The organism is Aeromonas veronii (assembly GCF_040215105.1).
Classification (GTDB): Bacteria; Pseudomonadota; Gammaproteobacteria; order Enterobacterales; family Aeromonadaceae; genus Aeromonas; species Aeromonas veronii_G.
Map to the genome: position 1 here is coordinate 4,203,429 of NZ_CP157875.1, position 22,204 is coordinate 4,225,632.

The window sequence follows — 22,204 nt, forward strand, 5'->3', positions numbered from 1 at the left end:
CTTTCCAAAGTCACTCGCCCCGGCCCGAAGGGCGGGCGAAACCCCTTCGAGGCCAGCGGCCTCGCGTCCTGCACGGCGCAGCCGTGCCTGCTCGCCACAGGCACGGAGTTTGGCTGAACTCCATCCCTAGCCCTATCGGCCCAAAAACGCTTCCCAGTCCTTGAACACCGGCTGCAACCCCGCCTGCCTGACGGCAGCGGCCACCTCCCCCAGGGATCTGTCGTCATGGATGGCGAACTGCTCCAGCTCCTCCTGGCCGCCGTCGGCGTAGCCGCCGGGCTGGGTGCGCGACTCCGCCGACATCTGGGTGATGCCAAGGCGCAGGGCGCCGTTGCGAAACGCCGGGGATTCCCGGGTAGAGAGGGAGAGATCCAGGGTCGGCGAGAACAGCCGCCAGGCACAGATCAGCTGCACCAGCTGACGGTCCGTCATGGTCACCTCGGGCTCCAGCCCGCCGGTGCAGGGGCGCAGGCGCGGGAAGGAGAGGGAATAGCGGCTCTGCCAGTGGTGGCGCTCCATCCAGGCCAGGTGCTCGGCGACGAAATAGCTGTCGGCACGCCAGTCCGATGACAAACCGATGAGCGCCCCCAGACCTATCTTGTCCACTCCGGCGCGGCCGAGCCGGTCCGGGGTGGCGAGACGCCATTCGATATCCTGCTTGTTGCCGCGCAGGTGATGGCGCGCGTAGGCGGGGGCGTGATAGGTCTCCTGATAGACCATGACGGCGTCCAGGCCGAGGGTTTTCAGCTCGGCGTATTCGCCCTCGGACAGCGGCTGCACCTCCATCCCGACCGTGCTGAAGTGGCGGCGGATGATCGGCATCATCTCGCGAAAATAAGCCATGCCCACCTTGGTCTCGTGCTCACCGGTCACCAGCAGCACGCTGTCAAATCCGCGCGCCTTGATGGCCAGGCACTCGCGCTCTATCTCCTGTGCATTCAGGGTCTTGCGCTTGAGGCGGTTGCTCATGGAGAAGCCGCAGTAGCTGCAGTCGTTGGCGCAGAGGTTCGACAGATAGAGCGGTACATAGAAGCCGACCGTGTTGCCAAAGCGCTGGCGGGTGAGACTTTCTGCCAGCTGGGCTAGCCGGGGCAGATAAGCCTCTGCCGCCGGGGAGATCAGCGCCATAAAATCCTGCAGATTGCGGCGCGATTTCCCCAGCGCCAGCTCCACGTCCCGGGCCGTCTTGGCCCGGATCTGCATGCCGACATCGTCCCAGTCGAGTGAGCGCCAACGATCGACAAAGCTCGCTTCCTTTGTCTCGGCCGCGGCCCTCACCCCCAGCCCCTCTCCCAAAGGGAGAGGGGAGATAATAGCTTGTCCCGTGACGACGACTCCCTGGCTCATAGGGCCTCCAGAAAATCGGTCAGCGGGCTGGAGGCGCTGGCCTGGAAGCCGCGAATGCCAAGGCCAGCCGCATAGGCGCTGCGACCTGCCTCGCAGGCGAGCGCGAAGGCGCGGCCCATGGCGACAGGGTCGCCGCTCACGGCAATCGCCGTGTTGACCAGCACCGCATCGGCGCCGAGTTCGAACGCCGCCGCCGCGTGGCTCGGCGCCCCTATGCCTGCGTCCACCACCACGGGCACATTGGCCTGCTCGATGATGATGGCGAGGAACTCCCGGGTCACCAGCCCCTGGTTGGAGCCGATGGGGGCGCCGAGTGGCATCACGGCGGCGCAGCCCACCTCTTCGAGCCGCTTGCAGAGCACGGGATCGGCGCCGCAGTAGGGCAGCACCACGAAGTCCTCCTTCACCAGCTGTTCGGCGGCTTTGAGTGTCTCGATGGGATCGGGCAGCAGGTATTTGGGGTCCGGGTGAATTTCCAGTTTCAGCCAGTTGGTGCCCAGCGCCTCGCGGGCCAGATGAGCGGCAAACACCGCCTCGGCGGCGGTCTTGGCCCCCGAGGTATTGGGCAGTAGCTTGACCCCGAGCGCTCGCAAGGGCGTGAGGATATCGTCGTGGCGCTTGCCCGGCTCCAGCCGCTTGATGGCCATGGTGACCAGCTCTGAGCCGCTCGCCTCGATGGCGGCGGCCATCAGTTCCGGGCGGGCGAACTTGCCGGTACCGGTAAACAGACGCGATGAGAAATGGTGATCGGCAATGCGCAGCATCTTAGCCTCCGGCCATAGTGGTAGGAAGAGATGGCGATCCGCCACGAGGCAGATCCATCAGGAGTGAGAGAGCAAACTTCATGCGTTAGCCTCCGGCGATGGCAGTGAAGAGATGAAGTTCATCCCCGTCATTGAGGGGGGTCTCTGGCCAGCGGCTGCGGGGCAGCACGGCGCCATTGAGGGCCACCGCCACCCCCTGAGGGTTGATCGCTTGCGCCGCCAGCAGGGCGGCCACGCTGGCACCCTCTTCCGTCGTCAGGGCCAGCGCCTTGTCGTTCAATCGAATATTCATGGGCAATCCTTGTTGGCGCTGCCACAAACAGGGCAGGCGGGATCCGCAGGCAGGCGCAGAGTCTGCCACTCGTGAGTCAAAGCATCGAAGCGGCGCAGGGTGCCCGCCACCGGGCTCTCACGGCCGAGCAGCAGCTTGATGGCCTCCAGCGCCTGCAAAGAGCCCATCACGCCCACCAGCGGGCCGGTGACGCCGCTGCTCTGGCAGCTCTCCTTGATGTGGGTATCCGCCGGGTAGAGGCAGGCGTAGCAGGCGTGCTCGGGGGCGCTTCGCACCATCAGCTGACCCTGCCAGCCGACCGCGGCGGCCGAGACCCAGGGCTTGCCCAAGGCCACGCAGGCGGCGTTGATGGCGTGGCGGGTGGCGAGGTTGTCGCAGCAGTCGATCACCAAATCCACCTCGGCCACGAACGCCGGCAGGTTCGCGTCATCGAGACGCTGGTTGATGGCAATCAGCTCCACCAGCGGGTTGTGGGCTGCCAGTCGCTCGCGGGCCAGCTCGGCCTTGGAGCGGCGCAGATCCTCGCCCGTGTAGAGAAACTGGCGCGGCAGATTGCTGGAATCCACCACGTCGCCGTCGGCGAGCCAGAGCGTGCCCACCCCGGCGCCGGCGAGATAGAGGGCGAGCGGTGAGCCCAGCCCCCCGAGGCCGACCACCAGCACCGACTTCCCTTTGAGCCGCACCTGTCCCGCTTCCCCAATTTCCGCCAGCATCAGCTGGCGGCCGTATCTCAGGTACTCTTCGTCACTTAACGACGCCTCGTCAGAGCGCATAGACAGCCTCCTTTGCCTGGATGGCGGAGTGCGCCGGATCCCCTGCCCCCACAGCGGCCAGCAGCCGGGCCGTGGCCCCCTGCCAGTCATCGCTCCCTGTGATGGCGGAGACCAGGGCGATGCTGCCGACCCCGCTCTCCTGCACCGCTGCAATGCGGGGCTCGCCGATGCCGCCGATGGCGACCGTGGGCCAGTCCGCCATCAGGGCGCGGTAGTGGTGCAACCGCACCAGCCCCTGGGGGCGCGACGGCATCTGCTTGGTATTGGTGGGGAAGATATGACCGAGCGCGATGTAGGAGGGGGCGAGTTCCCGCGCCCGCATCAGCTCGAAGTAGCCGTGGGTGGAGATGCCGAGGCGCAGGCCGGCGGACTGGATGGCGGCGAGATCCGCCGTCTCCATGTCCTCCTGCCCCAGGTGCACGCCGTAGGCACCCGTTTCAATGGCCAACTGCCAGTAGTCGTTGATAAAGAGCCGGGCGCCATGCTGGCGGCCCAAAGCCACCGCAGTTCGAATAGCTGGCGCCACCTCGGCTTCTGGCAAGTCCTTGATCCGTAATTGTATGGTCTTGACCCCCGCCGCCAGCAGCCGCTCCAGCCACTGCACCGAATCCACCACGGGGTAGAGGCCGAGGTGATGTTCGGTCTCGGCGAAGGGGCCTCGGGGCAAGCGTGCCTCGCTGGCAGGACAGAGACCGAAGCGGCGATCCAGCTCGGAACCTGGCAGCACGGCGCGAGGGAACCGGGCGAGATCGGTCGGCCAGCCGAGGTGGGCGATGGGGCCGGGGCCGGCTCCCACCCCTTGTGCCCCTGCCAGCCCTTGCTGCAGGTAAGCGCGCGCAAGCGTGATGGCGTCTTCGATGGGGTAATCCAGCGCCACAATGGCGGCGATGGCGCTGGCATAACAGCAGCCGGTGCCGTGGCCGTGGCGGGTGGCCAGACGAGGTGCCGCCAGCCAGAACTCGCGGTGCTCGTCCTGGTAGTAGTCAAGGCAGTGATCCCCGCTCCAGCCGAGGTGGCCGCCCTTCACCAGCACGGCGCGGGCGCCGAGTTCTCGCAGCCGCGCCGCCCCTGCCCGTACCAGTGCCGGGCTGGTCGCCGGGATGCCGGTCAGGGCCTCCAGCTCGGGGCCGTTGGGGGTGATGAGGGACAGGCGTGGCAGCAGGTGTTCGCGCACCGCCGCCAGCATGTTCGGCTCCGCCATGGGGGTGCCGGTGCTGGCGATGGCGACCGGGTCATAGACCACGAAGGGGGCGCTCAGGGTATCGAGTCGCCGGGCCAGCACCTCCACATGCAGCCGGGTCGGCAGCAGGCCTATCTTGATGGCGGCAGGGGGCAAGTCGACGCCGAGGGCGTCGATCTGGGCCGTGAAGCTCTGCATCAGCACAGGATCCACCATCTTCACCGCCACCGAGTTCTGGGCCGTGATGGCGGAGATCACCGAGCAGCCGTGCACGCCGAGGGCGTGCAGGGTATGCAGATCGGCCTGGATGCCGGCGCCGCCCCCGGAGTCCGAACCTGCTATGGTCCAGACCACGGGGCGTGGGGCCGCCGTCAGGGCATGGGCGGGGCTGAGAGCCCCGCGCTCGCTGCTCACGCCTCCTCCCCTGCGGCCTGCTTCAGGGTAGCAGCCTGATGGTAGAGCTCGCCCCCCTTCTCCTTGAACACTTCCGCCATCTGGGCCATGCCGGTTTCCACCTCCGCCACGACCCGCTCCTGCTGGCCGTCCATGCCCACCAGTTTCACCTCGACCGCTTCCAGCTTGGCGGCATAGTCGCGCACGTCCTGGGTGATCTTCATGGAGCAGAACTTGGGGCCGCACATGGAGCAGAAGTGCGCCACCTTGCCGGACTCTTGGGGCAGGGTCTCGTCGTGGTAGGCGCGGGCTGTCTCGGGATCCAGCGCCAGGTTGAACTGATCCTCCCAGCGGAACTCGAAACGCGCCTTGGACATGGCGTTGTCGCGGATCTGGGCGCCCGGGTGACCCTTGGCCAAGTCGGCGGCGTGGGCGGCGATCTTGTATGTGATGAGCCCCTGCTTCACGTCCTCCTTGTTTGGCAGCCCCAGGTGCTCCTTGGGGGTGACGTAGCAGAGCATGGCGCAGCCGTACCAGCCGATCATGGCGGCACCGATGCCGGAGGTGAAGTGATCGTAACCGGGGGCGATGTCGGTGGTGAGCGGGCCGAGGGTGTAGAAGGGGGCCTCGTGGCAGTGCTCCAGCTGCTCGGTCATGTTGCGTTCGATCATGTGCATGGGCACGTGGCCCGGCCCCTCGATCATCACCTGCACGTCGTACTCCCAGGCAATCCTGGTGAGCTCACCCAGGGTGTGCAGCTCGGCGAATTGCGCCTCGTCGTTGGCGTCATAGACGGAGCCCGGACGCAGGCCATCACCCAGCGAAAGTGCCACATCGTAGGCCGCACAGATCTCGCAGATCTCGCGAAAATGCAGGTAGAGGAAGTTCTCCTTGTGGTGGGACAGGCACCACTTGGCCATGATGCTGCCACCACGGGAGACGATGCCGGTGAGGCGCTTGGCGGTCATGGGCACGTAGCGCAGCAGCACGCCGGCGTGGATGGTGAAGTAATCCACCCCCTGCTCGGCCTGCTCCAGCAAGGTGTCGCGGAACAACTCCCAGGTCAGATCCTCGGCGATGCCGTTGGTCTTCTCCAGGGCCTGGTAGATGGGTACGGTACCGATGGGCACAGGGCTGTTGCGCAGGATCCACTCGCGGGTCTCGTGGATGTAACGGCCGGTGGAGAGATCCATGACGGTGTCGGCGCCCCAGCGGGTGGACCAGACCAGCTTCTCCACTTCCTCTTCGATGCTGGAGGTTACCGCCGAGTTGCCGATGTTGGCGTTGATCTTCACCAGGAAGTTGCGGCCGATGATCATGGGCTCCGCTTCCGGGTGGTTGATGTTGCTGGGGATGATGGCGCGACCGGCGGCCACCTCATCGCGCACGAATTCCGGGGTGATGTTCTCGGGCAGACGGGCACCGAAGCCCTGGCCCGGATGCTGGCGCAGCAGCAGCTCGGAGCGCACCAGCTCGCGGCCCATGTTCTCGCGAATGGCGATGAATTCCATCTCGGGGGTGACGATCCCTTGGCGAGCATAGTGCAGCTGGGTCACCCACTTGCCGGATTTGGCGCGACGGGGTTTGGGCAGGTGCTCGAAGCGCAGATGATCCAGCCCCTCGTCCGCCAGACGCTCCTGGGTGAAGATGGAGCTCAGGCCCGGCAGCGGCTCGGTATCGCCCCGCTCCAGCACCCAGGCTTCCCGCAGTCGTGGCAGGCCGAGACGCACGTCAATCTGGGCGTTCTCATCCCCATAGGCGCCCGAGGTATCGTAGACGGGCACGGGATCGTTGGATTCAAACTTGGGCTCCTCCTTGGTGCCACCGACGAAGGTGTCGGCCAACTGGATCTCGCGCAGTCCAACCCGGATGTCAGGACGGGAGCCCTGGATGAAGATGCGCTTGGAGTTGGGATGGGCCATGCCCTTCAAGTTATCGATAAAGCGCTGGGCGCTGGCACGCTGCTCGCGGCGGCTGGCCGGGACGGCCTTGGCATTGTCGGAAACGGGCTGGACTTCTGGTGCGGACTGGATTGGGGTAGACATAGCAAAACTCACATTAACTGGTTGAAGTTATGGGTGTTTGCTTGTCTGGAGTTCGAGGAGAAGATGAACCTGCGAGCGGATGTGCTTACGAGAGGGAGTGGTGCCGCTGTCTTGGCCAACCTGGCTGACTATCCTGGCTTCCCCTCCTGCCCCGCACAGACCCTCCCTGATGGGATGATTCGGCGAGGCAGGCTCCCTCTCGTGCGCTGGCTTGCCGAGGGCTGGCCCTGTAGCAAGCAGGAAGCGGAGGCTCCCAAGCGCGGCAACTCGCAAGTTACCCTTGTTTCCCTTCGCAGGTCTTAACCTGATCAGGTTCCACGGATCCCGAATTAACGGTCTCAGCTTAGCGTCGTTCGACGGTCAGCACTCCGACAAGATGGCGCCAGTATAAAGGGGGTTTCACAAAGCACAAGCCATTAACACAGCCGACCAGTGAACCCTGTGGCAGGGTTGCGACACTTAGGTAGGAGCCATCCTTTACCCAGTTCCTCTTCTTGAGGAAGAAAGCCAGTGTCAGTTGATAACGGGACCTGTGAAACCTGCACTCTTATGCTGCCTGCCCTGGTGGTGAATCTTTGGATGCAGTATTTTTAGCCTCTTCTTTATATGTACCATCAATATCAGTGTTCAAAACTGAATTAATTTTATCTGTTTTGTCTGCAACAATCTGATTTGCTTGGTCGTCTAGCTTCTTAGCAATAGCAGAGAAGCCTGGTATTTTAGACAGTTTGGTTACAGCATCTGCAAGTTGTGCACTTTTATCAAGGGCGTCCATAAGTGGATGGTCTGATTTATCATAATTTGAAATCAGTTTACCTGGGTTTTCTGTATTTACAGATACGATATTGAAGAGAAGTTTAACCCTGAGCTCACCAGATATCGCCTGATCTTCAAGCTCATCTATTTGATGAGATAACCCTTCGAATGTCTTACTTACAACACCTTTATGAGTATACTCTTCGATAAGTCTTTTGGATAATTTATAATTTTTATTAGTAGTATAGGCCAGCCATAGCACAGGTATATACAATGGCAACATTGCACTTAGCAAATAGGGTGTATCTTTAATTATCACAATAAGGTTATCACCACTACCAAATAGCCTATAGGCATTTATAGCAAAGGGAATAAGTGATATTAAAAAAAGATAGAATATTGTTTTATTGAATGACTTTTCATGTTTCTTTTGTTCTTCTATTTCTGTCTCTATTTTATCGTTATATGCTGATGCAAGCCCAGCAGTCATAGCACGAGGCAATAATTTATTTATTCTTTGTAAAACATCATCATGCGAGGCATTACAACTAGAAACATAATCCTTGTAGCTTTTCTCAGCGTTAAGCTCCAACTCTTTTAAACATTCATTTGCTTTGTTTTTATGCTCCTCAATATCTACTGATTGCTTTGATAGGTCAGCGCGAAGATCTTTATATGTCTTGGTTAACTTATCACGGAGACCCTCAACCCTCGTTGAGGTATCCCCACTTGAATCATTGCTTTCATATCCAAATATTTCATCGTGAACATCATCAATATCCTTTTTCAATGCAGCAGCTTGTGATAAAATTGTCTTTATTTTACCATGATTTGAATCGCCCTCTTCTTTATACAGCTGTATTGATTCAATTGTTTCAACAAGAGCATCATGCTCTTGAGCTATGGCTTTTAGCTTCGTAACTGTAGCAATTGACTCATCATAGGTCGTTGTTAAATCTTCATACGTACAATTGGCATTAGTTATTAATGCTTTCAACTTTTCATTGAATAGCACAGAAAGGTTATCGATTTCATTAATACGCTCAAATGCCAACTCTGACTCTGACTTAATATTATCAATTGTACTCTTAGCTTGCTCTGCTTCGCCCTGTGCTTTTTGAGCCCGATTTCTATATTCAGAGGTCATTTTAGACGATTGCGATGCAACCTTTAAACTTTCAGGAATAATTTTTTCTAAATTATTCAGAGCCTCAGAACTAGCTTTCAAAGTTAATTTTTGATCTAATTCCGACAATTTCTTCCAAATATATTCCTTCTCTTTATTAAATTCTGCCTTATCTACTTTTTCCATATATCCCTCTTCAATATCAATAAGTGAAAATGCACCCAATGAACTCTCACATTTAAATATTAGGTATCAGTATTCAACCGCTGCGCCAACCCCGAATACCGCTCGGTCTTTTTCCGCACTGCCTGGGCCAGCAGGGCGCGATCGCCGTAGAGATCGAGGCGGCGCTTGGCCCGGGTGATGCCGGTATAGATCAGCTCGCGAGTCAGCAATGGGCTGGGGCCATCCGGCAGCACCAGCACCGTATGGGCAAACTCCGACCCCTGGGACTTGTGGATGGTCATGGCGTAGACGGTCTCGTGGGGAGGCAAACGGCTTGGCAACAGGGCCCGCAGGCTGCCGTCCGGCTGCTCGAACCACACCTTCAATCGGCCGCTCTTACCGTGCTCATCGCTGTAGTCCGGCAGGCAGAGCCCCATGTCGCCGTTGTAGAGGCCGATGCCGTGATCGTTGCGCACCACCATCACCGGGCGGCCCGCGTACCAGTCGCCGTCACGCTGGACAAACCCGGCTCGCGCCAGCGCCAGTTCGAGGCGCTGATTCAGCCCCTCCACCCCGAAGGGGCCGTCCCGCAGGGCGCAGAGGATCTGAAAGCCGTTGAGCGCCTTGAACACGGCGGCGGGATCCTGCCCCTCCCGGGCCGCCTTGAGATAAGCCCCATACCCCTCCACCCCCTGGGCGATCAACCCCTCGTAGGCCTCCCCCGCCCAGGGATGCAGGCTGATGTCCTTGAAGCCCTGACTCCAGACCGCTTCCACCGCGGCCGTGTCGCCACCGTTGCAGGCCCGCGCCAGCTGGCCGATGCCGGAATGCTGGTCGAAACGCCAGCTCTTGGTGAGCAGGCAAAGGCTGTCTCGCACGGTTGCCCCCGCAGGCGTGCCCTGCAGCCGGTAGCCGGTCTGGCGGGAGAGCCACTGTGCCTGCGCCTGGCTCACGCCCTCTTCCGTGAAGCTGCAGATATCGCCGAGCACGGCCCCGGCCTCCACCGAGGCGAGCTGATCCTTGTCCCCGAGCAGGATGAGGCGGGCATGCTTGGGCAGCGCATCCAACAGGCGCGCCATCATGGGCAAGTCCACCATGGAGGCTTCATCCACCACCAGCAGGTCCAGGTGCAGGGGGTTGCCCTTGTGATGGCGGAACTGGCTGCGACCGGGGATGACCCCGAGCAGCCGGTGCAGGGTGCCCGCCTCGGTCGGGATGGCCGCCACCACCTCGGGGGCAAGATCCAGCGCCTGCAGGGCGCTGCCGATACTCTCGGTGAGCCTTGCCGCCGCCTTGCCGGTGGGGGCCACCAGCCGGATCGCCGGGGCCTTGCCCTGTTGCAGGCCGGTCTCCACCAGGATGGCCAAGAGCTTGGCCACCGTGGTGGTCTTGCCGGTGCCGGGGCCGCCGGAGATCACCGCGAAGGGACGCGCCGCCGCGGTGGCCGCCGCCAGCTTCTGGCCGTTGCAGCAGAGCACCTCCGGCACCAGGGTATCCAGTGCAGCCAGGTCGCTCGCCGCCTGGGCGCGGGCCAGCAAGGCCTCCACCTCGGGCCAGTTCACCTCGTCCGGGAAGACCAGATCCAGATACTTCTCCACAAACTGGGGGGCCGAGAAATCGGGGGCAAGGCGCGCCTCCAGCAGGGCCGAGAAGATCAAGGCGTCATCCCGGGCAAACAGCCGCGACAGGGTCGGTGCTATCTCGGGCCATTCGGCCTGCTCGCTCAAGGCGCCCAGATGGCGAGCCACCCCCTGCTCGAAGTCGTGGTAGCGGGTGAGGTAGAGCCGCTCCTGCCAGAGCCGCAGGGGCCAGCGCGGCGCCTCCCCGTCATTCTCCTCCTGGCCCACCAGCGGACTCGTGGCGAACAGCCCGGGCCAGAGCGCAGGGTCTGCCAGATCCATCAGCAGATCCCGGCTCTGATCCGGATCCAGCCCGAAGGGACGCCAGCCACCCTGGCTCGTCAGCAGGTTGAGCGGCAGACAGACGTGGCCACGGCCGAGCTCGAAACAGGTGAGCGCCGCCCCCAGCACCAGCTCGGGACCGGCCCCCAGATCCGCCACCAATTTGGCAAATTGCAGATCCAGCTGGCGAATGCGCCCCGCCAGGGCCAATTGTTTCAAGCGTTCGATCATCACAGCGCCCGTCATGCGTCCACCTTGTTTGATTTTTCTAAACGATCTTCATCAGGCATCACAGTTTGACTAAACAACTCGTCCAGCCCCAGCACCAGTTCCCGGCTCGGACGGCAGTGGAAGACGCCCCCCGCCGGCATGCCCCGCAGGAAGAGGTAATAGACGCCGCCAAAGTGCTGCTCGAAGTCGTAACCCGGCAGCCGTAGGCTAAGCAGCCGGTGCAGCGCCAGCGAATAGAGCTGGTATTGCAGGTCGTAGCGATGCTCCCGCATGGCAGACTCCAGCGCCGGACGGTCGTAATCCGCCGGGCTCATGCCGAGGTGGTTGGATTTGTAGTCCAGCAGATACCAGCGCCCCTGCCATTCGAACACCAGATCGATAAAGCCCTTGAGCATCCCCTGTACCGTACTGAAACTTAAGGGGTTGTTGCCCGCCGACAAGGGATCATGGCGCTGGCACAGGGCCGTCAGGGCCGGGGCAGTGACCCGCCCCATGGGCAGGAAGAACTCCAGCTCCACCTGCTTGCTGCCCGCCCCGAGCGCTCGCAGCCGCACCGGCTCCCCAAACCCAGTCTCGAGGGGGGTATCCAGCACCGCTTCCACCTGCCGTTGCAGCACGGGGGCCCAGTGCTCGTCGAACCCCTCCTGGGCCAGCAGGGTGGCGATATGGGCGCACAGCTCGTCCCCTTGCGCACTTTGGAAGTCGATGGTCTCGAACAGGCTGTGCAGCAGGGTGCCGGGGCGCGCGCCCTTGGGGAAGCTGAAGATGGAGGCCTCGGGGACCTCTTCCAGCAGCGGCGCGGCCGCCTCCGTCACCACCTCCGCATCGAAGCCGGGATTGGCCAGCACGCCCTTGCTGTGCCCCTGGCCCTGGGCCGCGAGGCCGGAGTAGGAGCTGATCCACCAGTCCCGCTCCAGTCGCCCCTCGAAGCGGCGCACCAGGGGCTCACCGAGGGACGCCTGATCGGGCTCCAGCGGGGCCGGGCGGGTGAGCGAGGGCTCACCGACCGCCACCCCGGGCAGGGCCTGCGCCAGCTCGCCAAGAGCCGTGTTCAGGGTCGCGGCATCGCCGGCCTCCCCCCGTTGCAGCAGGTAACCGATGGCGCACTGGTGCAGATCGGTTTGCTCGGATTTGCCGTTGCCGGAGCGCACCGGGGCCAGCCCCAGCCAGGTGGCATAGACCCCCCGGGTCAGGGCGACGTAGAGCAGCCGCAAGTCTTCGGCGAGGCGCTCCTTGTCGGCCTCGGCCAGGGATGCTTCCGACTCGGTCAGATCGAGCACGGTGCGGTTCTGGCCATCCTCCTCCTCGTGATAGAGGGGCAGTTCGGCGGCCCGATGGCTGCAGATGAAGGGCAGGAACACCAGGGGGTACTCCAACCCCTTGGACTTGTGGATGGTGACGATCTGCACCAGCTTTCGCTCGGATTCGAGGCGCAGTACCTGCTCCGCCACCTGGCCGTTGGGGTGGCTCACCGCCTCCCCCAGCCAGCGCAGCAGGGCATACTCCCCGTCCAGCTCGCAGCTTGCCTGTTGCAGCAACTCGGCGAGGTGAAGGTAGTTGGTCAGCCGCCGCTCCCCATAGGGGCTCGCCAGCAGGGAGGCGGCGAGGTTGCGCCTGTGCAGCAGGGCCCGCAGCATGGCCAACACCCCGTTGCGGTGCCAGATCGCGCGGTAGTCCATGAACTCCTGCACCGCGCTCTCCCAGGCCCGCTCGTCCGAGGCAAGGGCATCCAGCGCCCTGGCGTCGAGATCGAACAGACCAGTGGCGAGCGCCGCCCGCAGGCTGCGCTCCTCGCTCGGGTTCTGGCAGGCATGCAGGATGAAGAGGATCTCCCGCGCCTCCACCTGAGCCAGCACGCTCTCCCGGTTGGAGAGATAGACGGAGGCGATGGCGAGGCGGGCCAGCTCCTGCTGCACCAGCCGCCCCTCGGCGCCGGTGCGCACCAGCACGGCGATCTCCCCCGCCATGAGCGGCGCGTCCCCTATCATGGCCTTGCCCTCGCGGGCGAGTCCGAGCAGGCGGCGAATCTCGGCGGCGGTGGCGCGGGCCATCAGGCTCTGATACTCCCCCCGGTTGAAGGTGGGCTGGCCGCCCAGCTGCCAGCAGTGCAGCACGGGAGCGACCTCTCCCTCCAGCAGCAGCGTCTTGCCCTTGCCTTGGGCTTCCACCGGCAGGAAGGGGATGTCCGCCTCATAGATGAAGGGATCTTTCGCCCGCTCGAACAGACCGTTGACCGCCGCCACCAGGGCGCGGCTTGAGCGGTAGTTGCGCCCGAGGGTGTAGTGGGCACTCACATTCCGGCGCGCCTGGATATAGGTGAAAATATCGGCGCCGCGAAAACCGTAGATGGCCTGCTTGGGATCGCCGATCATCAGCAGCGCGGTATCCTGTCTGCCGCCGTAGAGGCGGTGGAAGATGCGGTACTGCTGGGGATCGGTATCCTGGAACTCATCGATCATGGCAACCCGGTAGGTCGCCCGGATCCGCTCGCACAGCCGCTCTCCAAGCCCGGAGCCCAGCGCCCCGTCGAGATCTTTCAGCAGGTCGTCGAACGAGAGCTGATGGGCCTGACGCTTGCTGGCCTGCATCCGCTCACGCACCACCCGCGCCGCCCGCTGCAACACCAGATCCCGGATGCCGGGACGGCTCGCCAGCAGGGCGTCGATCTCGGTGAACAGCGGCAGGGTCGGTATTGTCCCCCCTTTCTTCAGGTTATCTTCCAGCGCCCGCTGGCCGAAGCGCTCCAGCTCCTTGGGAATGGCGTAGCCGCTGGCGGGATCCCGGGCCCAGTCGGCCAGCTTGCCGAGCCAGCCTTCGTAGTTTTTGCCGGTATAGCGGCTGATGTGGCCCTCGGTCTGGCGGCGGATCTCGTCTCCTTGCGCCAGCCATCGCCCCTTCACCTCGTCGATGCGGGCCATGGCCTCGCGGTGACGCTCGATGAGCGTCTCCTCCCCCAGAGGCGGGCGGATCGCCAGCTCGCTGTTGTCGAGCCAGCCGTTCATCTCCCGCAGCAGGGCCGCCGGGCTCGGCCAGAGCTTGCGTACCGCCCGGGCCAGGGCCTCGTCCACCGGGTAGAACTCGGCGCGCCAGTAGTCACTCACCGCCTGCAACCGCAACTGGCTGTCGTCGGTCAAGAATTCCGTTTCAAACAGGGCGCCGGATTCGAAGGCGTTCTGTTTGAGCATGCGCTGACAAAAGCCGTGGATGGTGAAGACCGCCGCCTCGTCCATCTGCCGCTCGGCGGCCAGCAGGCGGCTCGCCGCCAGGGCATGATCCTCCACCTCCACCAGCAGCTGTGCCAGCAGGGGATCGCCACTTTCACCGCGCAGGAAGGCGAGGCGGGCCTCATGGATACGGGCGCGGATCCGCCCCCGCAGCTCGGCGGTGGCGGCCTCGGTAAAGGTCACCACCAGGATCTCGGTCACCGACAGGGGGCGTTCGTGGGCGCAGGCCTCCCCGGCCGCCTCCCCCTCTTCCATCACGGGGCCATGGCCCAGCAAGAGGCGCAGGTAGAGACCGGCGATGGTGTAGGTCTTGCCGGTACCGGCGGAGGCTTCGATCAGGCGCTCCCCATAGAGGGGGAAGCGCAGGGTATTGAGCAGGTTCGCCATTATTCCAGTCCCTCGAGGGCAGCAGAGAGCGGGCTCAGGTGTTCCCGGGCCAGGGCCTGCAACTGGCCGAGCACCTCGTCATTGAGCTCGGGGAAGCAGCGGGCGACATAGATGTCCTGCCCCTCGCCAGTCACCATGTAGCCGCCATTGAAGCGGGCCAGCGCCACCTTGTCGGCGGCATCGGGTTTCTCCGGATCCTTCTCGATCGCCTTCTGCCACTCCCAGGCGGTGCTCGGGAAAAACGGCAGCGGCCGCTTCATGCCCTGCTGCCAGAGCGCCACCAGGGCCGCCAGTCGGGGGCGCGCCTCCTCGGCGGGCAGCACGGGCAGACGCCAGCCCTGCTTGGCGTCCAGCAACAGGGTCTCGCCGGGATATTGGCTGAGGCAGAGGCACAGGTGCTGTACCCAGCCCAGCAGCAGATCTTTGCCGTTGAAGCTGCCGGGTTTCACCACCAGGGCGCGGCCATGCTGGGTGTCTATCCAGCCCTGCAACTGTCCCTGGGTGAGGGCGATGTCGATCTCCACCGCCCCCTTGTCCCCGTCGTCAACCGCCAGCCAGGGGCGCAGACGCGCCGCCAGCTTGCCCATGTCGGCGTCCAGATCGTCCAGCAAGAGGTTGCCGAACCAGCCCTGGGGCAACTGACCGGAGAGGCGCAGCCGCTCCCGGCGCTTGCTCATGGCCTCCCCTTCTGCCAGATGGGCATCCAGCAGCAGGCTCTTGAGTTGATAATGCTGCAGGCCGTCCAGCTCGAACGGCTCGCTGTCCTCGATATTGGCCTCGTCCAGTTCGAACCACACCTTGAGGCGACGGTTGAGGAAGTACTTGGCGGGCTGGCGGTAGAAACGCAGCAATTCGGCCAGCTCCAGCCCCTGCTCCTTGCCCCATTCGGCGGGCAGCGGCAGCTCGCCGCTCTGGAAATTCGCCGCCCCGGGGGCGGGATTGAGGGCCGGCAGCCAGTCGGCGGCATAGGTGAAGAGACCGGATCCCGGCGTCGGGTAGAAGTAGCTGTGGCTGTAGGGGGTGAGGGGGTGTTCTGTCACCAGGTGTGCCAGCAGCCGCTCGCCGGACGCCTCGTCAAAGAGCGCTTCATCCCCCGCCAGCACGAAGCCCTGGCGCACATAGTCGATGAGCTCCGCCAGCAGCACGGACGGCACCTTCTCGCTGTTGTCCTCGGCGCTGAAACCCTGATAGCTGATGTAGAGCCCCTGCTGGGCGCTGAGCAGCGCCTCGAGGAAGAGGTAGCGGTCGTCGTCCCGGCGGGATCTGTCCCCGCGCCGGCCCGCCACCGCCATCAGATCGAAACCCATGGGAGCCAGGGTACGCGGATAGACACCGTCGTTCATGCCGAGCAGGCAGACCTGGCGAAACGGGATGGATCGCATGGGCATCAGGGTGCAGAAGTTGACCTGGCCGGCGAGGAAGCGCTGGCTGGAGCGGGACTCCCCGAGCACGCTGCCGAGATAGTCCCGCAGCAGATCCGGTGAGATGGGCTGCTCGAAGTGCGCCTCGGCCAGCCCCTGCTGCCAGTCGGCGAGTGCCGTGCGGATGAGTTGCAACAGCCGCTCCTCATCCTCGTCGGCAAGGTAGAAGCGCTCCAGCAGGGCGTTGAGGCAGCCGATCCACTCCCCCAGGGGCTGGGACTGTTGCAGCCTCGGCAGGAACTCGGCGAGGGAATCCACGAACCAGGCCAGCTTGCCGAGAATGAGCCCCTGCTGACCCTCGATATCCGCGTAAGGCAGGATACCGTCCACCGGCTCTCCGTCCCCCATGGCGAAGCCAAGCAACATGCGGCGCAGACCGAACAGCCAGCTGTTGCCGGCAAGCGGCGGCAGATCGAAGCGCGCGGGATAGGCATCGTCCAGCCCCCAGCGAATGCCGGTCTCCTGCACCCAGCGCCGCAACTGGTTGAACTCCTCATCCCCGAGCTCGAAGCGGCGCAGCACGGCGGGCACTTCCAGGATGGCCAGCAGCTCCCCCGCCCCGAAGCGGGCGCTCGGCAGCCCCAGCAGGGCGAGGAAGCTTTGCAGCAGCGGACTCTCCTGACTGGCGGCGCGGTCCGATACCGCAAAGGGGATCCGGGCACGGTCACCCGGCCGCTCCTTGCCGAAGACGGCCTGGATATAGGGGCCGTAGCTGTTCACATCCGGCATCATCACCACCACGTCCTTCGGGGTGAGGGTGGGATCCGCGTCGAACATCGCCAGCAGCCGATCGTGCAGCACCTCCAGCTCTCGCATGGGGCCGTGGCAGGCGTGGATCTGCAGGGATCCATCCGCCGCGTCGAGCGGGCTCTTGTGGCGGCTGCTGTCGAGTTCGAACTGGCCTTCCCCCCGCGAGGCCAGCTCCAGCACATCCTTCTGGATGCAGCGCAGCAGGCTGGTTTTGCCCGCGCCATCCTGCTCGTCGATATCGACGAAGGCCTCGATCTGCGGCACCTCCAGCTCCATCAGCTGGTGCAGATAGTCCCGCCCCAGCTTACCCATGGAGGCGAGCAGCGGATTGGCGGGGCCTTGCAGCGCCTCGAGATCGGTGCCGGGTTTGAGCCTGCGCTCGAGCCGCGCCAGAGTCTTTCTGTCCAGCAGATCCCCCCAGTAGTAGCGGCAGGGGTTGGTGATGAACAGGTGCACTTCCACCCGGCTGCCGAGGGCTTGCAGCGCCTCCACGTAGCGCGGCGGCAGGGCCGAGATACCGAACACGAACACCCGCTTGGGCAGCGTGCCCGGCAGATCATGGGTGCGCGCCAGCTCGTGGATGAACTCTTCGTAGAGATTGGCGCGGTGATAGCCGCTCGGGGAGAGCGCCAGGGTGCGGGCCACCAGTTCGCGCCACAGCTCGGGCTGCCAATCCTGGCCACTCACCTCTGCCAGCTCCTGGCTGCCGGTGCCGACCAGTCCCTCCCCCTGCTCCCAGCGGGCGATCCAGTCCGGCCGGTAGACCAGATATTGGTCGAACAGATCCGCAATCTTCTGGCACAGCTGCCACAGCCGCACCTGCTCCGGCTGGGAAGAGCCTTGCGCCTCGCTTTCCTCAGTGGTGTTCCCCAGATAGGCGGCGAGCGGCGCAAAGGCGGGTCTGTCCAGCAGGGCGGGCAATATGCTCATCAGCTGCCAGCTCATGGCTCCCTTGTTATAGGGACTCTGACGCGGCACGTCCGCCAGCACCCGGGTAAACATCTCCCAGATGAAGCTGGCGGGCAGTGGAAAGTCGATGTTGGCGGCGATGCCAAACGCCTTGGCCAGCTCCAGCTTGAGCCACTGGGCCATGCCCGGACTCTGCACCAGGATCTGCTCCCGCTCGAAGGGGTGAGCCAGGGGTGCCTGCCGGATGTGGTTCACCAGCAGCTCTTTGAGCAAGTCCAGTGAATTGGAGTGGTAGAGGGTAAACATGATCAACGCCCGCCAGATCAGAAGATGATGGGGTGGATAGTCGACGTGGGCGACTCCCGCCATGACGAAGCAGGGTGCGGGAAGAACCCGGGGCCCATCACGTCATGGGAGAGGAGATTGTCGGGGATTGGGGGATAAGATGCAAAAGGCGCTTGTCCCCCCATGGCGGGGGACGATCACAGTTCCTGACAAGGCGGCCCTGAAACGCGGACAATAAAAAGGCCGGTGCACTCGCACCGGCCAAAGGCGTTGGAAAACTTCAACTATCAGGGCATTACCAGTTCTTGCCGAGGCGGGCATCCAGGCTGAAGGCACCGGCACCGGCCGCCGCCAGGGCCAGGAAACCACCGGCCACCGAGACGTTCTTCATGAACATCAGCATCTGCATCTGCTCGGCAGGCTGATAGTGGAAGATGAAGGCAGCCATCAGGGTGAAACCGGCCATCAGCACGGAGAGGCTACGGGTGAACAGGCCCAGCATGATGGCGAGACCACCACCCAGCTCCAGCAGGATCACCAGCGGCAGGATGAATCCGGGAACCCCCATGGCTTCCATATACCCCTGGGTACCGGCATAACCGCCGATCTTGCCCCAGCCAGCCACCACAAACATCAGTGCCAGCAATACACGACCCACCAGCAGTGCCACGTCTCTCATTTTGTCCATCTCCAGATTCCTTTGATTACTCATCACTCGTTAATAGTGTAAGACCGATTTAGTAACTCATTAATTTCACCATGATTTATAAATCACGGCAGATCAAACAGCAGGGCTTCACTGTCTTGCGAAGCCATCAGCGACCAACTCTGCTCATCACGGCTGAGCAGACCATCGCCGGGTTGGGCAGCCAGACCATTGCCAGTCAGCTCCCCCGAAATCATATGCAGGTAACCGTGGCGTCCTTGCAATGCCCATTCGAGGGATTCCCCATGTGCAAGTTGCAGTCGCCATACCCGGGCCTGCTGGCGGATCCTGAAGGATCCGGCTTCCCCGTCCGGTGACGCCACCAGGGTCATACCGGGCTGGGTTTCAATCTTCTTCTGCTGATAACCCGGTTCGGTACCGAACTCGTTCGGCTCAATCCAGATCTGCAGCAGGGAGAGCGGCTCTGTCTGCGAGGGGTTGTACTCGCTGTGGCGGATGCCGGAGCCTGCGCTCATCAACTGGAACTCTCCCACCGGGATCTGCTCGGCATGACCGAGGCTGTCCCTGTGTTCTATGGTGCCGCTCAGCACACAGGTCAGGATTTCCATGTTGGCATGAGGGTGGGTGGCAAAACCGCCACCCGGCGACACCCGATCCTGATTGATGACTCGCAAGACAGAGTGTCCCATCCAGTCCGGGTCATAGTAGTGACCGAACGAGAAGCTGTGACGGGCATCCAGCCAGCCAAAGTTGGCGTGACCTCGTTCTGCTGCGGCTCTCAATTTCATCATGGTGTGCTCCTCATGTAGCAAGGCGTGTATTAACGCTGGCGACCGTCACCCAGACCGAAGGGGATGCGGTAATTGCTGCTTTCATTGCCCAGGTTGACCGTCAGGTTGCCCTGGGTGCGGCTCGGGATCTTCACGATCTGGGTGCCGGTCAGGTTCGCATGAACCGAGGCGAGCACATCACCGGCTTCGTCACGCACCTCCAGCATGGGGTTGGACTTGCCGTCGATGGCAGCGCTTGCCTGCCAGTTCACGACCAGCACACCTGGTGCGGCGCTGAAGTCAGCGGGGACGGAAGCGTGAGCCACACCAGCGGTCATCAGGCCTGCAACGGCCAGCATCTTGATTACGTTTTTCATGTTCATTCACTCTCTTGTTTTATATGTCATTGCCAAGGCCGACTGGCCCGAATCAATGCATCCATGCAAGAGGTCATTCAAATATGGTGTTGTTCTTTCACCGACATCAGACTTCACCCCTTGGGGTGTCACGGCCCTGAACTACCTATTATTTGGCCGCTCGGCTCTCCTGCCGAAGCGATGATTGAATATTAGGGTGAGTTGCCCTAAGTTGTTAGCGAGATAATCTGGCAAACATATTCAAAAAAATTGAAGGTTAGATATGGCCAAGGAGACGAACAAGGAACGGGCCCTGACCCTGGAAGCCATCCGGGTGCTGGATGCCATCGATCGCCGGGGCAGCTTTGCGGCGGCAGCCGATGAGCTGGGCAAGGTGCCATCGGCCCTGAGCTACACGGTACAGAAGCTGGAGGATGAGCTGGACGCCATGCTGTTCGATCGCAGCGGCCATCGCACCAAGTTCACCCCCGCCGGGCGCATGCTGCTGGAGCGGGGTCGGGTGCTGCTGGAGGCGGCAGAACATCTGGTGGGGGAGACCCGGGCACTGGCCCGTGGCTGGGAGACCGACATCACCATCGCCGTCGATGCCCTGGTGCCGATCCAGTTGCTCTATCCGCTGGTGGAGCGCCTGGCCGAGCTCACCGACACCCGCTTGCGGCTGCGGGCCGAAGTGCTGGCGGGCAGCTGGGAGTCGCTGGAAGATGGCCGCGCCGATCTGCTCATCGCCACCCTCAACCCCGACATCATGCTGACCGGCATCAAGCATCAGATACTGCAGGAAGAGGTGATGCTCTACGTGGCCCACCCGGATCACCCCCTGCATCAGGAGGCAGAACCCCTGGCGGACGATACCCTGCGCCGCTACCGCGCCATCGCCATCGCCGACTCCGCCCTGCGCAAACCCGTGCTCACCTACCGCCTGCTCGACAAGCAGCCACGCCTCACCGTCAGCACCATGCCCGAGAAGCGTGACGCCCTGCTGGCGGGGATCGGGGTCGGTACCATGCCGATGAGCTGGATTGCCGAAGACATCAAGGCGGGCAGACTCAAGGTGATAGGGCCCGAGTATCGTCATCAGGTACAGGTCGCCCTGGCCTGGCGGCGGGATACCATGGGCAAGGCCAAGAGCTGGCTGATCCGGGAGATCCCCAGGCTGTTCCCCTGCAAGGAGACGTAAAGCTGAATCGATTGAGTACCGAAATGATGGCGAGCGGGGGGAAAGAGGCGAAAGATGCGCCTCTTCCTTGACGGCGGGCTCAGATTCGGAGAAAAGAAAAAGCGGATCTCTTGCGAGCTCCGCTCAATGCCAGGAAAGAATAAAAACCTTACGGTTTAAAAAACCCTTAAATTGGAAGCAAACAATCGTTTTCTCAACCAGGAAGGTTATGAATCCGATTCGTGTTGAATTATGTGCGATGTAATATGCATCACCAGCAAAATGTTGAAAGGTTGAAGGATATGCACCATGGAGTGTCATAATCTGCCACCTTGCTACCTCACTGGTCAGTCCATTTCAGCCGTTATCGCCGGGTTTATTTCCTCTGGTTTTTCAAGGTGTCAATTTCTGAGCCCAAAACCATAAAAACTCTCACTTTCTGACACGACTAAAAATGCAGATAAAGGAATAATTGCATGACCTATAGCCAGACCCTGGCCAACCACATTCTCGACACCCTGAAGAAGACCCTCACCGACAAGGGGATCCGCTACCAGACCCTGGCGGAGGCCATGGGCGTCTCCATCGCCACCGTCAAGCGGATGATGAACAAGCCCTCCCTGCCGTTCGATACCCTGCTGGAGATCTGCCATTTGGTGGGACTGTCGTTCGAAGAGCTGCTGGACAAGACCCAGGATGCCCAGAGCCGGCGCGCCGTCTTCACCCAGGAGCAGGACGAGGCATTTCACAAGGAGCCCGGCCTCTACGCCTTCCTCGCCAACATCTTCTGGCGTGACAAGGCCCTGGTGGACTTGAAGCGGGACTATGGCCTCACCGATGCCTCCTGCTATCTCTATCTGCGCAAGCTGGAGCGCCTCGGCATACTGCAGCTCGGCATCGACAACAGCTACCACTTCCTCATCAGCGAGCGCATCAGCTTCGAGCAGCACAGCCGCTTCGCCCGCCAGCAGGCACGCCAGGCCATGTCGGTGCTGGGGGACTATCTGGTGGAGAACATGCACAAGTCCAACAACTATATGGCCCTGTGCCAGTTGCACCTGAACGAGAGCGAGGCCATGGCGCTGATCGATCGCATGAAGGAGTACTGGCATCAGGAGCTCAAGTTGAACCGCCCCGCCATCGGCCAGCGGGAAGACAGCAAGACCTACACCATGTCCCTGCAACTGGCCGACTGCGGCTACCAGAGCTTCGACGACCTGATCCCCAATATCGACAACTGATCCGCCGGGATCCCTTCCCAGGATCAGGATCCTGCCATCAAACT

The 22,204-nt window shown here is 62.5% G+C and carries 15 protein-coding genes and 1 riboswitch; of the genes, 2 read left to right on the forward strand and 13 right to left on the reverse strand.

From position 1 onward, the window contains the following. Positions 1-132 precede the first annotated feature (132 nt). From thiH to ABNP46_RS19520, 13 genes are all read right to left on the reverse strand, one after another. Entirely contained in the window at positions 133-1,347 is a 1,215-nt protein-coding gene (gene thiH / locus ABNP46_RS19460) for a 2-iminoacetate synthase ThiH (protein WP_349920020.1), read from the reverse strand. Then, the gene (locus tag ABNP46_RS19465) at positions 1,344-2,111 is read right to left on the reverse strand and encodes a thiazole synthase (protein ID WP_349920021.1); all 768 of its coding nucleotides are present in this window, start codon (positions 2,109-2,111) and stop codon (positions 1,344-1,346) included. Before ABNP46_RS19465 ends, thiH begins: the two co-directional genes overlap by 4 nt. Before the next feature lie 85 nt (positions 2,112-2,196). After that, positions 2,197-2,403, reverse strand: coding sequence for a sulfur carrier protein ThiS (gene thiS, locus ABNP46_RS19470; RefSeq protein ID WP_434476163.1), 207 nt, complete (start codon positions 2,401-2,403; stop codon positions 2,197-2,199). Further along, complete coding sequence (locus ABNP46_RS19475) at positions 2,400-3,176, reverse strand: HesA/MoeB/ThiF family protein (protein WP_349920023.1); 777 nt, start codon at positions 3,174-3,176, stop codon at positions 2,400-2,402. Before ABNP46_RS19475 ends, thiS begins: the two co-directional genes overlap by 4 nt. Then, positions 3,166-4,770, reverse strand: coding sequence for a thiamine phosphate synthase (gene thiE / locus ABNP46_RS19480; protein WP_349920024.1), 1,605 nt, complete (start codon positions 4,768-4,770; stop codon positions 3,166-3,168). The genes ABNP46_RS19475 and thiE overlap by 11 nt, the downstream gene beginning before the upstream one ends. Beyond that, complete coding sequence (gene thiC / locus ABNP46_RS19485; protein ID WP_349920025.1) at positions 4,767-6,794, reverse strand: phosphomethylpyrimidine synthase ThiC; 2,028 nt, start codon at positions 6,792-6,794, stop codon at positions 4,767-4,769. The genes thiE and thiC overlap by 4 nt, the downstream gene beginning before the upstream one ends. Positions 6,795-7,061: 267 nt before the next feature. Continuing rightward, positions 7,062-7,175: riboswitch (TPP riboswitch) on the reverse strand. Between the two features lie 166 nt (positions 7,176-7,341). After that, the gene (locus ABNP46_RS19490) at positions 7,342-8,862 is read right to left on the reverse strand and encodes a hypothetical protein (RefSeq protein ID WP_349920027.1); all 1,521 of its coding nucleotides are present in this window, start codon (positions 8,860-8,862) and stop codon (positions 7,342-7,344) included. A gap of 59 nt (positions 8,863-8,921) precedes the next feature. Then, a complete protein-coding gene (recD, locus tag ABNP46_RS19495) occupies positions 8,922-10,988 on the reverse strand; it encodes an exodeoxyribonuclease V subunit alpha (RefSeq protein WP_349920028.1) in 2,067 nt (688 codons plus the stop codon). Then, positions 10,985-14,584 (reverse strand): exodeoxyribonuclease V subunit beta, encoded by a 3,600-nt coding sequence (gene recB / locus ABNP46_RS19500; protein WP_349920029.1) that lies wholly within the window; start codon positions 14,582-14,584, stop codon positions 10,985-10,987. The genes recD and recB overlap by 4 nt, the downstream gene beginning before the upstream one ends. After that, complete coding sequence (gene recC / locus ABNP46_RS19505) at positions 14,584-17,970, reverse strand: exodeoxyribonuclease V subunit gamma (protein ID WP_349920031.1); 3,387 nt, start codon at positions 17,968-17,970, stop codon at positions 14,584-14,586. Before recC ends, recB begins: the two co-directional genes overlap by 1 nt. 274 nt (positions 17,971-18,244) lie before the next feature. Next, entirely contained in the window at positions 18,245-18,637 is a 393-nt protein-coding gene (locus ABNP46_RS19510; protein WP_349920033.1) for a DoxX family protein, read from the reverse strand. An 83-nt stretch (positions 18,638-18,720) separates the two neighbouring features. Further along, on the reverse strand, positions 18,721-19,407 hold the full coding sequence (locus ABNP46_RS19515) for a pirin family protein (RefSeq protein ID WP_349920035.1): 687 nt from the start codon (positions 19,405-19,407) through the stop codon (positions 18,721-18,723). Between the two features lie 29 nt (positions 19,408-19,436). After that, positions 19,437-19,769: a hypothetical protein gene (locus tag ABNP46_RS19520; protein ID WP_349920037.1), complete on the reverse strand. Its 333-nt coding sequence runs from the start codon at positions 19,767-19,769 to the stop codon at positions 19,437-19,439. 256 nt (positions 19,770-20,025) lie between these two features. Here ABNP46_RS19520 and ABNP46_RS19525 point away from each other — a divergent pair, with 256 nt between their 5' ends. Together ABNP46_RS19525 and ABNP46_RS19530 are read left to right on the forward strand one after the other, a co-directional pair. After that, entirely contained in the window at positions 20,026-20,940 is a 915-nt protein-coding gene (locus ABNP46_RS19525) for a LysR family transcriptional regulator (protein WP_349920039.1), read from the forward strand. 455 nt (positions 20,941-21,395) lie between these two features. After that, the gene (locus tag ABNP46_RS19530; RefSeq protein WP_349920041.1) at positions 21,396-22,160 is read left to right on the forward strand and encodes a helix-turn-helix domain-containing protein; all 765 of its coding nucleotides are present in this window, start codon (positions 21,396-21,398) and stop codon (positions 22,158-22,160) included. Positions 22,161-22,204: the final 44 nt, after the last annotated feature.